The organism is Coprobacter fastidiosus, assembly GCF_982245605.1.
Genome location: NZ_CEVCIF010000038.1, coordinates 1 through 14,301, shown reverse-complemented (window position 1 = coordinate 14,301; position 14,301 = coordinate 1). Strand labels below are relative to the sequence as shown.

Below are 14,301 nucleotides of genomic sequence, written 5' to 3'. Positions count from 1 at the left end.
TTGATCACAGAACTCTTTTTTATATCGGTTACAGTCTTGACAATATCTTATTTACTGCCGGGATATGTACATTTTTGCTGTTCTTCATCGGGCAAGAACGGGAACATTCTCTCTAACGGAGACGATACCATCTTACCGTTTTTATCCATCGAAGAAGCGGATTTAGGGAACAACGTTTGTTCCGGGTCCATCGTAATTTCACAAATCATGACTCCCGGAGAAGCCAATACCTCCGCGATTGTATCTTTTAATACTTTCCCTTCTTCATGTATGCGGACAAAAGGTATTCCGTAAGCTCCGGCAATTTTTGCCATATCGGGACATATCACCCCGCTCTGCGGATTACTTCCCGTATATTTTTTATTAAAAAACGACTTCTGTGTAGTTTTTATCGCCAGATAACCTTCATTTTCCAACACAAATATTTTCACCGGAAGATTAAATGTCAGTAACGTCTGCAATTCCTGAATATTCATCTGAATGCTTCCGTCTCCGGTAATCAGTATAGTCCGCCCCGATTTATTGGCTGCGGCAGCACCTATGGCTGCGGGCAAATCATATCCCATAGCAGCACAACCCTGATTGGCAAATACCCTGACTCCCTTGTTTACGTGCATCGCCTGATAAGTAGAGGTATAAGCCGTACCATTACCCGTAACGACAACATCTCCGCTTTTCAATTGCTTAAACAACTCATCGGCAAACACATACGAACTGATATAACCCGGAGTCGAGGGATTGTCTTCGAATACCGTAGGCAGTTCTTTACGACGCTCATTCCCCCAATTTATCCAAGCGGTATAATCCGGGAAAGAGATAGTCGATACCTCCGACTCCATCTCTTTAATAAAAGGATTCAGGTCGGCATGTATCTTCATATCCGGTGTAAACGTAGGTTTCGACATTTCGCAAGCATCGATATCGACCATGATCTTATATGCCGACGGAGCAAATTGTTCATAGGCATATCCGATCTGACGAATACCCAAACGAGTTCCGAGAATAATCAACAGATCGGAATTTTGTACCATTACATTCCCGATCCGGTCACCGCATATTCCCGGTTTTCCGAAAAACAAAGGGTGATCATGCCAAATGATATCATGTCCGCTAATCGCCGTGACTACCGGAATATTCGTTTTTTCTGCTATCCGGATAAAATCATCTACGACTCCGGCCAGTCTCAAACCATTACCGACATAGAAAACCGGACATTTTGCAGTCTTCAATTTCTCAATGACAGATTTTACCGACTTCTCTATCGGGGTGTACGATTGCTGTTCCAACTCCGACGGATCGAACTCTTTTAAGTTTTCTTCTTCGATAAGAGCAGCTTGTACATCCAAAGGAACATCGATCCAGACGGGACCCGGGCGGCCATGTGTCGCTAAATAGATCGCTTTATCTATATAGTATTTTATATCATTCGCATCCGTAATCATCTCGGCAAACTTTGTGATCGGCTTCACAATATCGATAATATTTGCTTCCTGATCACCCAATTGCCGCAAATGCAAATCCGGACAAGCATGTATCGTCGTACTCTGTTTTACCTGACCCGAAATATAAATCGCCGGAATAGAATCTGTCCATTGTCCCAAAACTCCGGTTACGGCATTTGTTCCTCCAGGACCTGTCGTTACATTCGTCACACACAATTTGCCCGAAGCGCGATAATACCCTTCAGCCGCAATCGCCGATGCCTGCTCATGATGATTACAAATATACCGAATATCGGGATTTCGTCCGATAGAGTCATTCAAGTGCATCGCACCGCCACCCGTAACTAAAAAAACATCTGTGATACCGTGTTTCTCTACTAAATACTTAAACAAAAAATCACTGGTCTTAATCATAGTACAAAGGTTTTATTTATCAAATAACAATACATTTTTATCAATCTCGTCACGATGAGCGGCATACCACTCGTATAATTGTTCTACGGATTTTTCTATCGGAGTAAACCGAATATCGGGCATTTCTTTTTTCAAACGGGAATTATCGCCACTATATTCCGATCCCATGCCTTCTTGCCCGACTAATATCGGCAACTCTTTTCCGGATATCCTGACCACCATACGTGCCAGATCATATAATGAAACGACCTGATCGGGAACAACATTATATGCTTTATATTGAGGTGTATTCTCGATAAAATGATCTATAACCGAAGGCAGATCGTCTACATACAAATAACTGAATCGCCTATTCTGACGCAATGTGACAGGAAGATCATACAACGTTTTACAAATGGCATTGGAAATAAAGCGAATCGCATAATCTTCATACTTCCCGAAAATTCCGAACAGTCTCAGATCATATATATTGCTGCTCTTTTCAATTACCTTTTCACACACATACTTACAATATCCATGTTCATCGGCCGGCAAGAAACGCGTATATTCATCTTCTTTCATAAGCGGACGGTAGTACCGTAAATCATAAATAGCACCCGACCCGAGTACGAGCATTTTCTGATACCGGTCAGAATACCGTTCCAGATTAAAAAACATACGTGTATTCGAATAAAATATATTACTCAGATCTTTTGCATTACGATGATTCGGTTTTACGGCCGAATGGATAACGATATCGATCTGATGCTCATCAAAATACCGGGCTACCGCATCTTCATCGCACAGATTGAGATCTTTACTTCCGGGAGTCAACAAATTATATTTCTGCGCAAGAAAACTCTCTTTGAGATTCTTCCCTATAAAACCATTTCCTCCCGTAAGCAAAACAGTTTTAACGGGCATGACAAAATTCTCCTATCTTTTCGATCATAAAATCAAGCATTTTCCGAGTCATTCCGGGATAAACGCCAATCCAGAAAACATCGCTCATAATCGCATCGGTATTTGTCAGATCTCCGCAAACACGATACCCTTCTTTTTTCGTACGCATCTCATCGAAACAAGGATGTTTAATCAAGTTTCCGGCAAACAGCATTCGTGTTTGTATGCCGTTTTTCTCTAAATAATCGACAATTTCATTACGAGTAAATCCGGCATCTTCTCTTACGTTGATAACAAAACCGAACCAGCTCGGATCAGAATTTTCGGTCGGTTCAGGCAATATCAGCTTATTACCATAAACCGATAATTTCTCTCTCAGATATTTCCAATTCTGTTTACGGGCATCTATGATAGCCGGCAACTTCTGCAATTGAGCACACCCGATTGCAGCCTGCATATCGGTAACTTTCAGATTATATCCGAAGTGAGAATAGACATATTTGTGATCATACCCCAACGGTAATTCACCGAATTGCTGTGTAAAACGACGTTTGCAAGTATCGTCTTTCCCCGAATTACAATAACAATCACGCCCCCAATCCCGGAACGATTCTATAATACGTTTCAATTGCAGGTTATTCGTATATAAAGCACCTCCCTCACCCATTGTCATGTGATGAGGAGGATAAAAGCTCGAAGTACCTATATCTCCGATCGTACCGGTATATTTCCACTCCCCATCGATAAAATAACGAGAGCCCAGGGCATCGCAGTTATCTTCGATAAGCCATAATCCATGCTTATCGCAAAATTGCTTGACAGCCGCTATGTCGAAAGGATTACCGAGTGTATGGGCAACCATAACAGCCTTCGTCTTATCCGAAAAAGCATCCTCCAACTTAGTTACATCGATATTGTATCCGGGAATTGTCACATCTACGAACACAGGAACAGCACCAAACTGGATTACAGGAGTCACAGTTGTCGGAAATCCGGCAGCTACCGTAATCACTTCGTCACCCCTCTTAATTCGGCGATCGCCCAATTTCGGAGATGTCAAAGCCATAAATGCCAACAAATTCGCAGATGAACCTGAATTGGTCAACGAGCAAAAGCGAACATTTAAGAATTGAGCCATCTCTTTTTCAAAACGGGCAGCATATCTTCCGGTCGTCAGCCAAAAATCCAATGAAGAATCGACCAAAGCACACATTTCTTCATCATTGAAAAACCGTCCTCCGTAAGAGATCTTATCTCCCGGCTCGAAATCTTTCTTTTTACTTTCAAATTCTTCCCGATAATACTCCTTTACCAGCTGTATGATTTGTTCTCTTTTTGTACTCATATTTTGATTTTAGTTATTTACTTACTGAAGAAATATTGTATCTGTTGTTCTGTCAAATCAGAAATGAATCCTTTATCCTGATAATATGTTTTATACCATTGCAACGTCAGCTCCAGCGCTTCCCGGGCATTCATAGCGGGTTTCCATCCCAATTCGGCTTTAGCCAAAGAAATATCCAGTTTTAACAGCCCGGCTTCATGAGGTGCTGACAGATTTTGTTCCACTCGATATTTGCCGATTCCCCAAATATCTGTCGCCAAAGCTGTCATCTGTTCGACTGTAAGCGTATCTTCCGGATTAGGTCCGAAGTTATAAGCATTGGACAAATCGGCATACCGAACCGATGCAAGATAACCTAACAACAAATATCCGCCTAACGGCTCTAAAACATGTTGCCACGGACGAACGGCCGCCGGATTACGAAGTACAATCTCCTCTCTCTTATGCAGTGCCCTGACAATATCCGGGACGAGACGATCTTTCGCCCAATCTCCTCCACCGATCACATTTCCGGCACGGGCACTTACGATCGCTTTTTTATGATCATTATGACTTTTCCGGTTAAAGAACGAATTTCGATAAGAGTCGATAACCAGCTCCGCACAAGCCTTGCTTGCACTATACGGATCATATCCTCCTAAACGGTCGTTTTCCCGGTACGGAAAATTCCACTCGTTATTATGATATACTTTATCTGTAGTTATCAGAATCGCCGTACACGGCTTATTTATCTTACGGACAGCATCCAGAACATGCGCAGTGCCGATTGCATTAACGCCGAAAGTTTCTGCAGGAATATCATAAGAAAGACGGACTAACGGTTGCGCCGCAAGATGAAAAACCACATCCGGAGCAAAATCCTCTATTTCACGGATGAGTTTCTCTCGATCCATAATATCTCCGAACACAGATGTACAAAGCTTGTCTATCTCAAGGGCACTATACAAATCAGGATCTGTAGCCGGAGGAAGAGCATAACCCTTTATTTCCGCACCTGCCATCGATAAAATCTTTACCAACCAACTCCCTTTAAATCCCGTATGACCGGTAATAAAAATTCTTTTCCCGCTATAAAATGAAAGATATGCTTTTCCCGAATTCATTTCTGATTTAATTTCATTAATTTCTTTGCATGAATGTTGCCCGGCAAAGCCATCCGGACCTTGTGACAAATATACGAAGTAAATATATAAAAAAACTTTCGATTGTCCTAAAATTAATGAGATGAAGTACTTTTACGAACAAAAATGTTTCCTTTCAGAAAAACATCTTTATCTCGAAACTCCTACCTACACTCGCCCTTTTATCCATTTTGCCGTATAAAAACGCAAAGCAAACCATAAATGTAAAAACATAACCGGTATGCGTCCGTAATATTTGACCATAATATTATAGCGTTCTTTTAAAGAGGCTTTGTGATTACGAGTCGTAACACCCTCATTCAGATAATCGATCAAAGTCAAGTGCGTATTCCATAACGTACCCGCTCTTTTCATACAACGGATGCACCAATCAAAATCAGAAGAGAAGCGATAAGAAAGATCATAATCGGGAGCAAGCGTCCGTTTTGCAATAAAAGCCTGATGACATACCAACATTCCCATACGGAAACTTTTCCAATTAAGTGTTTCCGGGGTTTTCAATCTTCTCATTCCCAAAAACTCCCGCTTATCATTTACAAGAGCTGTCTCTCCGTATATGACGTCAGGACGGGAACTCCCTATCGAAACCGCAATATCCGCTAAAGTATTTTCCGAATGAAAAGTATCTCCGGCATTTAAGAAAATAAGATATTCTCCCTTTGCCAGATGCATTCCTTTGTTCATCGCATCATATAAACCCTTATCCGGTTCACTGATAAACACTGCCAAACAATCTTTTCGAGACCGCAAAAAATCTACCGTTCCGTCTTTCGAATCACCATCCACGACAATATACTCATAATCGGTAAAAGATTGTCCGACGACACTTCGAAATGTGGTTTCAATTGTCTCGGCAGCATTATAAGTTATCGTTATTATCGAAAACAAGGGTTTCATATTATTTTTATTTTCTTAATTGATCTTTAACAAACAAATCGTGATATAAATCGAGATATTGCCGGACAATGACATCCCGTGAAAAACATCGCTTTATCTTATCGATACACTTTTTCCTTATTTCGGGATTCGTATGGTCCAAAACCCAGTCCATTCCCTCTACAAAGTCCGAAGTAAAAGGATACGTCACTAAATATCCATTTTCCAAATGGTCTATTATGTCAGTCTGTCCACTGCTATTAAATGCCACCACAGGTGTTCCGCAAGCCATAGACTCCGCTAAAGTCTGCCCGAATGTCTCATAATGTGATGGCATAACCGTAACATCTGCAGCACTATATATTCGGGCGAGATCTTCAGAATTGCCGATTTCTCCCAAATAACGATAATTACAAGGAATATCTTTTAGAAAGTCTTTGTCCCTTTTTATTTCTCCGAACAGAAAAAGATTTATCTCCCGACAATACTTTGAGTCTTTCAAAGATTGTTTCAGCAGCTTAAACCCTTTATTTTCGTCATTCAATTTTGCAGCTCCGAACACAACCACCTTACTATTATCAGAAATCCCCAGACTCATACGCACCTTTTCTCTGTCTCTCGGATAAAACACTTCTGTATCGATAACGTTGGGTATAACAAAAATTTTATTGGTCTCCATCAGAACGCTTTCTCCAGCTCTTTTCGCCAACCAACGACTGACACTCGTAAAAACAATATCCGGATTTCTCAGAAACTGTTTCTTCAACCAAACCTTATAGGAAAGATCGAATGCTCCCGGATATTGCAAATAAGGACATTCCCTGCAAATCGACATAAAACGGTCACAAGAACGGGCATGATGACAAATCGATGTACAATACCACATATCATGCATCGTAAACACCATCGGTTTTCCAAGTTTAATCAGTTGATGTATATTCTGAAGAGATAAAAATCCTTGATTAACCCAATGTAAATGAATAATATCGGCCTCCCGGATGACCGGAAGAGCGGAAATATCCGTTCCCGAATCGGCAATAGATACAGCAAATAAATTTTTCCGGGAAAAACCATTCTTTATAAAAATAGAAAATCGTTCTTTATAAAAATGAAAACGATTCTTCAGCCGTTTCCAACGCGTATCAAAAGGTGTTATTACCGTAGGATCATCAGAAGTTTTATAAGCCGTCAACAACATCACATCCACCCCTTCTTTCAATAAAGCCTCTTTCAAACGGTAACAGGCAATTGCAGCTCCGCCTTTACGCTCATATGTACTAACGAGAACAACTTTCATATTTAGACTTTCCCCTCTTTATCTATGCAAAAAATTTAATATCCGAACCCTTATTTTGTTATAATACGAGTTATCGAAACGATAAATACGAGCCAACATCTCCCGGGCATTCTTGTTTTCTTGTAGCAAAGACAATTTCTCTACCTTAACCTGCCCCGTATATAAATCCGTCGCAAATAACCCATATTTATCGCAATGCGTTCCCGTTCCGTCAAAACCGATATTCGTGACCAGCGACCGACCGCTGTTTAATGACAACTTTCCCTTTAAAAAAATAGAAGCATTCCAACGAATCGCCCAAGAACTATTCATACCGGCTATCTGTTCCCTAAGCATCCGGGTAAAATGATAAGCTCCGTCAAAATCGAATTTACGAGTCAAGTTCCGGGCTTCTAATTCTCGAAGCAGTTTTTTTCCATCCGGTTCAAACAAATCCCAACCCCGTTTCCAAGTGCCCCACCCCCAACTATTTGCAAAGCTCAGTAAAAAAGTTTCAGGAAATGTTCCCTTGCCTTTAAGCAAATGTCCATTTATATTTACAATACTCTCCTCATCTTTGTAAGTTTCCAAAGCCTCATTCATAAAAGTAAGAAACCATGGGGAGACGATCAGGTCATCTTCCAGAACAATGACTCGACCATATTTCTCGACCAAATCGGTAACTCCGGAAATAATATTCGAAGCCAATCCTTTATTCTCAGGTTGTTCTACGATATGCAGTCGTTTAAACCCCTGTATATTACGTATATACTCCCGTACCGACCGCACATTTTTTTCCTGACCGCAATCCTTTACCCCGTCAGAAAAAATAAACAGTTCGCTCTTATCCGCAAAAAAATTCTTTTGTAGAGACTCTATACAATACCGTACATGTCGGGGACGGTTATATACAAAAAGAGCAATCGGAGCGATTTGCATATTCAAAATGTTTTTATTTTCCGTTTGTCAAAACTTTCTTTTTAAATAACTGAAGGCATTCGTGCCACATTTCTAACCGGAATAAACGTGCCGCAATAATATAAAGCAGTCCGAATGTTCCGGAAATCGTAACAAGCAACAACCATCGGTCTTGAAAGACCAGATAATAAAGGGACGACATTGCCGCAATTACCAAAGATATAGATAAACAGGGAAATATATCGAAAAAAAATGATCCCATTGTATAATTTACATACTTATGTGCTAAAAACATCGTTGCAATCAAAGAACAAAGGGTATAAACCACCCATAACCACATCAATGCCATTATACTGTATTTAAAACAGACAAGTATTCCTATTATGAAAAAAATCTTTTTAAAAATCTCCATCTTCAAATTGATATCCGACCTCCCTACGGCATTGAATAAATCGTAATATAAAATTATAAAAGGCGAAAATGCTCCCGAAATACACAATACCTGCATGAGAGGAATAGAAGGCGCCCATTTTTCAGGAAGCAATATGGATATAAGAGGCTGCGAAACCAGCATCAATAAAAACATAATCGGAAAAATTATAAAAGACACCGTCCGGATATACTTCCCGAAAACACGTATCATTCGCTCTCTGTCATCATTAATCGAAGACAATACCGGAAAAGCAACGCTCCTAAAAATATTGGCAATCAATGCCGAAGGCATATCCTGAAATTTATTAGCCTGATTATAATAACCGACCGCTTGTGTCGAATAACCTTTTCCGATCAACCACGGGTATATGTTATTGAATATCGTATTCAGTACCCCCGTACCTATCAGACTCGAACTATATCCGAAGAATTCTTTCATCGAGGCAACTCTGAATATCCACTTCGGTCTCCAGCGTCCGTAAATCCACAACAAGACAGACTTTACAATCGCCATTCCTAAAGACTGTATTACTAAAGCCCAGACTCCCCAACCCATGAATGCGGTAATGACAGCAAACACCGAAGAACAAAACAGAGAAATAATATTTATACGTGCCAGTTGCGTAAATTGAATATATTTTATCAAACGAGTTTGCTGAATCATGCCGAATGCCAGAAAAACAATACTCAAAAACGAAACCCGTGCAACCGCCGCTAACCCCGGAACACCCGAATAACTCTCGATGAACGGCGCTAAAGCGAAAAGGATGAGATAAAAGATAAGGCTGACTCCGATATTGAAATAGAAAATAGTACTATAATCGGCATCGGTCGCCTCTTTTTTACGAATCAGAGCAGATCCGAATCCACTGTCTATAAGAATACTCGACAAAGCGACAAATACAGCCAATAACGCCATCTTCCCCAAATCGACCGGATTCAAAGGAATAGCCAGAATTATACCCGTTACAAAGTATAAAAACTGCTGGCCGAATTTATCGACAAAACTCCAAATAAGAGCTGTCAATGTTTTCTTTTTCAAGTTATCCGACATATCTCGATGCCCACATGTTTCATGTTGAATAAAAAATCCCCAAAGAGGGAAAACTGAAACTTCTCCGGGGATTTATTAATATTTAGATTCCTCCTGAATTTTCCGATAAAAAATTCAAACAGAGCCTCTCTTAAACAAAAATATTATGGTTTATTTTACTTCCGATCCCGGTTTTACATGCTGTTCCGGTTCTACAACAACCAATTTGCCGTCGGCATCTTCAGCAGAAAGAATCATTCCCTGCGATTCGATGCCTTTCAATTTACGAGGCGCCAGATTAGCGACAAAACAAACCTGTTTTCCTACCAAATCTTCAGGATTATAATGTTTCGCTATTCCCGAAACAATAGTACGCCCTCCTAAACCATCATCGATTTTAAATTGCAACAGTTTATCCGCCTTAGGTACTTTTTGACATTCCAAAACCTTGCCTACCCGAATATCTAATTTCATAAAATCTTCGAAATCGATATTTTCTCTAACAGGAGCGGCCTGATGATTTTTCAGCTCATTCGCTTTTTTCGTATCTAACAGTTTTTGTACTTGAGCCTCAACTTGAGCATCCTCAATTTTTTCGAACAAAAGAACAGGCTGGTTCAACTGCTGCCCTTCAGGTAAGATATCGGTATTCCCCAACAAGTTCCATTCGGCATGAGTCATATTTAACATATCTCTCAACTTCTTGGCAGAAAAAGGAAGAAACGGCTCGAATGCAATCGCCAGATTAGCAGAAATCTGCAATGCCAAATTCAAAATCGTAGAGACACGAGGCATATCGGTCTTCGCCAATTTCCAAGGTTCTGTATCTGCCAAATATTTATTACCGATACGGGCAAGATTCATCGCCTCTTTCAGGGCATCACGGAAACGGTAATTCTCCAAATAATTTTCAAGTTCGACCTTTACTCCGGCAAATTCGTCAAGCGTCTCTTTATCATACTCGGTCAACTCTCCGCAAGCCGGGACTTTTCCTCCAAAATACTTATGTGTAAGAACCATTGCACGATTCACAAAATTCCCTAATACGGCAACCAACTCATTGTTGTTTCGTGCCTGAAAGTCTCTCCAAGTAAAATCATTGTCTTTCGTTTCCGGAGCATTTGCAGTAAGAACATAACGCAGCACATCTTGCTTACCCGGGAAATCGACCAAATACTCATGCAACCATACCGCCCAATTACGAGATGTAGAAATTTTGTCTCCTTCAAGATTTAAAAATTCGTTTGCAGGAACATTTTCCGGAAGAATAAAACTCCCTTCGGCTTTCAACATCGCCGGGAATACGATACAGTGAAAAACAATGTTATCTTTTCCTATAAAATGAACCAACTTCGTCTCCGGATCTTTCCACCAGCGTTCCCAACTATCGGGCAACAACTCTTTCGTATTGGAAATATAACCGATAGGAGCATCGAACCAAACGTATAATACTTTGCCTTCAGCGCCTTCTACCGGAACAGGAACTCCCCAATCAAGATCCCGGCTAACGGCACGAGGCTGCAACCCCATATCGAGCCAAGATTTACATTGACCGTAAACATTCGATTTCCATTCCTTATGATCCTCCAGAATCCATTTACGCAAAAAATCTTCATATTTATCGAGAGGCAAATACCAATGTTTAGTTTCCCGCAATACCGGAACACTGCCGCTGATTGCCGATTTCGGATTGATCAGATCCGTCGCATTCAGAGATGTTCCGCAGGCTTCACATTGATCGCCATAAGCCCTTTCATTCTTACAATGCGGACAAGTACCGGTAATATAACGGTCGGCAAGGAACTGCTTAGCCTCTTCATCATAATACTGCTCCGTCGTCTTCTCGATAAAAACTCCCTTGTCATACAATTTCCGGAAAAACTCGGAAGCTGTTTTCGTATGGATATCGGAAGAGGTACGGGAATATATATCGAAAGAAATTCCAAACTCTTCAAACGATTTTTTTATTATCGAATGATACCGATCGACTACATCTTGCGGAGTGATACCTTCAGCTTTAGCCTTCAAGGTAATAGGTACTCCATGCTCATCCGATCCGCCGATATGGATCACCTCTTCTCCTTTGAGACGCAAGTATCGGGTATAAATATCAGCAGGAACATATACACCGGCCAAATGCCCGATATGCACAGGGCCGTTAGCATAAGGCAACGCTGTAGTTACGAGAGTACGTTTGAATTTCTTTTCCATTGGTTTATATGATTTTATCTTTTCCTTTTTCAAAATGATTTGCAAATATACGATTTTTGTCGCAATGCGATAAGAGGAAAAAGTAAAATCGCTATCTTTGAACGAATATGTATGCAATTTTTTGCTAAATCATCTGAAATAAAGAATTTTATATATTATGATCAATAGAGAATTGATTGCTCCGGAAAGTATTGTGATCATAGGAGGATCGAATAATACGCAAAAACCCGGAGGAAAGATTATTCGGAATCTGCTGGAAGGAAAATTTCCCGGGAAATTATATGCAGTAAATCCGAAAGAAACAGAGGTACAAGGTATTCCCTGTTTTCCCGACATAACATCATTGCCAAACACAGAACTGGCGATATTAGCCGTTCCGGCAGCAGCTTGCCCCTCTATTGTAGAAGAGCTGGCTTCGACCCGCAATACCAAAGCATTTATTATTATATCGGCCGGATTCGGAGAAGAAACTCATGAGGGATTCCTATTAGAACAGGAAATTTTAAAGACTGCGAATAAATACGAGGCATCGCTAATCGGACCGAATTGCATAGGTTTGATGAACCGTCACCACCGGAGCGTATTCACTCTGCCGATTCCCGAACTCGATTCCCGAGGTGTCGATCTGATATCGAGTTCTGGAGCTACTGCCGTATATATCATGGAGTCCGCTATCGGCAAAGGACTGCGGTTCAATTCTGTATGGTCGGTCGGAAATGCACCGCAGATCGGAGTCGAAGATGTCTTGGAATATCTTGACCGCTCTTATATTCCGGGAGAATCCACACCGATCAAAATCCTTTATATCGAAAACATCAAAGACCCCGACCGTATGCTCTTGCATGCTTCCTCTCTAATTCGGAAAGGATGCAAAATAGCTGCAATAAAATCGGGATCATCAGAATCGGGAAGTCGTGCAGCCTCTTCACATACCGGAGCTATGGCAAGCTCGGATTTGGCTGTCGAAGCACTCTTCCGTAAAGCCGGAATCGTACGCTGTTTCAGCCGTGAAGAACTGACGACCGTCGCCTGCGTTTTTAATTTAAAAGAAATCAAAGGCCGCAATTTCGCCATTGTTACACATGCCGGAGGTCCGGCCGTAATGTTGACCGATGCTCTTTCTAAAGGGGGAATGCATGTTCCTGAACTTTCGGGAGAGGCTGCACAAAAACTAAAAAAAGAGCTTTATCCCGGAGCTTCGGTCGGAAACCCGATCGACATCTTGGCTACAGGAACTCCCGAACATTTGGAAAAAGCTATAGACTTTTGTGAAAATACTCCCGAAATAGATGCAATAGCCGTTATCTTCGGTAGTCCGGGACTGGTAAAAGTTTACGATGCCTATGATGTGTTGCACCGAAAAATGGAAGAATGCAGCAAACCGATATTCCCTGTGCTCCCATCCGTAGTAACCGCCGGGAAAGAAGTTGAATATTTCCTGAATAAGGGACATGTCAATTTTTCGGATGAAGTCGCTTTAGCAACTGCTGTCGCACGAGTATTCAATGCTTCGAAGCCGACCAATGGCGGAATAGAATTATACGGGGTAAACGTACCGGAAATACGCAGGATTATCGATGACATAGGAGAAAACGGGTATCTTCCGCACAATCATGTCCAGTCTCTGTTCTCTGCCGCCGGAATTCCAATAGTCTCAGAAATCGTTTCTTCTTCGAAAGAAGAGCTTCTTAAAAAAGCCAGACAATTAGATTTTCCTTTAGTCGCAAAGGTAGTAGGACCTGTCCACAAGTCCGATATAGGAGGAGTAGTTCTTAATATTCAATCGGAAGAGCATCTCGCTTTCGAATTTGATCGGATGATGAAACTTCCCGAAGTAACCGCAATAATGGTACAACCGATGTTACAAGGAAAAGAACTTTTCGTAGGAGCAAAGTACGAGCCTCATTTCGGACATGTCATCCTTTGCGGGTTAGGAGGAATTTTTGTAGAGATATTAAGAGACATCGCTTCGGGATTAGCACCTTTAAGTGAAAACGAAGCTCTCTCTATGATTCGCTCCCTGCGTGCTTACAAAATGTTTCGGGGAGTCAGAGGAGAAGCTCCTATCGATGAAATCCAGTTTGCCGAAATCATCGTCCGTCTATCTACATTATTGCGTTTCGCTACAGAAATAAAAGAGATGGATATCAATCCGCTTTTGGCAACTAAAAAAGGTATTATTGCGGTAGATGCCCGCATCCGAATCGAGAAAGAGGCAAAAAACAAATAAATTTCTATGCGGCGGAGAAAATAGGACATTTTCTCCGCCGCATAGAAAGGGAGATTCAGTAAATAGCATAAAATTAGCCAACTAATTCATACACAAAATG

10 protein-coding genes are annotated in these 14,301 nt (G+C 41.1%); 1 reads left to right on the top strand and 9 read right to left on the bottom strand.

From position 1 onward, the window contains the following. Positions 1–47: 47 nt before the first annotated feature. From AC0UMU_RS10190 to metG, 9 genes are all read right to left on the bottom strand, one after another. Positions 48–1,856 (bottom strand): thiamine pyrophosphate-binding protein, encoded by a 1,809-nt coding sequence (locus AC0UMU_RS10190; RefSeq protein WP_288640012.1) that lies wholly within the window; start codon positions 1,854–1,856, stop codon positions 48–50. 12 nt (positions 1,857–1,868) lie between these two features. Further along, positions 1,869–2,759 carry an NAD-dependent epimerase/dehydratase family protein gene (locus AC0UMU_RS10185; protein ID WP_288640010.1) on the bottom strand — a complete coding sequence of 297 codons (891 nt, stop codon included), beginning with the start codon at positions 2,757–2,759 and terminating at the stop codon, positions 1,869–1,871. After that, positions 2,749–4,083, bottom strand: a complete 1,335-nt coding sequence (rfbH, locus tag AC0UMU_RS10180; RefSeq protein WP_270737946.1) for a lipopolysaccharide biosynthesis protein RfbH — start codon at positions 4,081–4,083, stop codon at positions 2,749–2,751. Before rfbH ends, AC0UMU_RS10185 begins: the two co-directional genes overlap by 11 nt. A gap of 17 nt (positions 4,084–4,100) precedes the next feature. Then, entirely contained in the window at positions 4,101–5,186 is a 1,086-nt protein-coding gene (gene rfbG, locus AC0UMU_RS10175; protein WP_288640009.1) for a CDP-glucose 4,6-dehydratase, read from the bottom strand. 186 nt (positions 5,187–5,372) lie between these two features. Then, a complete protein-coding gene (locus AC0UMU_RS10170) occupies positions 5,373–6,122 on the bottom strand; it encodes a glycosyltransferase family 2 protein (RefSeq protein WP_122303640.1) in 750 nt (249 codons plus the stop codon). 7 nt (positions 6,123–6,129) lie between these two features. After that, positions 6,130–7,398: a glycosyltransferase gene (locus AC0UMU_RS10165; protein WP_122303641.1), complete on the bottom strand. Its 1,269-nt coding sequence runs from the start codon at positions 7,396–7,398 to the stop codon at positions 6,130–6,132. An 18-nt stretch (positions 7,399–7,416) separates the two neighbouring features. Further along, entirely contained in the window at positions 7,417–8,316 is a 900-nt protein-coding gene (locus tag AC0UMU_RS10160; RefSeq protein WP_288640007.1) for a glycosyltransferase, read from the bottom strand. A gap of 13 nt (positions 8,317–8,329) precedes the next feature. Next, a complete protein-coding gene (locus AC0UMU_RS10155) occupies positions 8,330–9,781 on the bottom strand; it encodes a lipopolysaccharide biosynthesis protein (protein WP_122329722.1) in 1,452 nt (483 codons plus the stop codon). A 150-nt stretch (positions 9,782–9,931) separates the two neighbouring features. Then, the gene (gene metG, locus AC0UMU_RS10150) at positions 9,932–11,989 is read right to left on the bottom strand and encodes a methionine--tRNA ligase (RefSeq protein WP_288640043.1); all 2,058 of its coding nucleotides are present in this window, start codon (positions 11,987–11,989) and stop codon (positions 9,932–9,934) included. A 139-nt stretch (positions 11,990–12,128) separates the two neighbouring features. Between metG and AC0UMU_RS10145 the strand changes: the two genes are divergently transcribed. Continuing rightward, positions 12,129–14,201 carry an acetate--CoA ligase family protein gene (locus AC0UMU_RS10145; RefSeq protein ID WP_472300420.1) on the top strand — a complete coding sequence of 691 codons (2,073 nt, stop codon included), beginning with the start codon at positions 12,129–12,131 and terminating at the stop codon, positions 14,199–14,201. Positions 14,202–14,301: the final 100 nt, after the last annotated feature.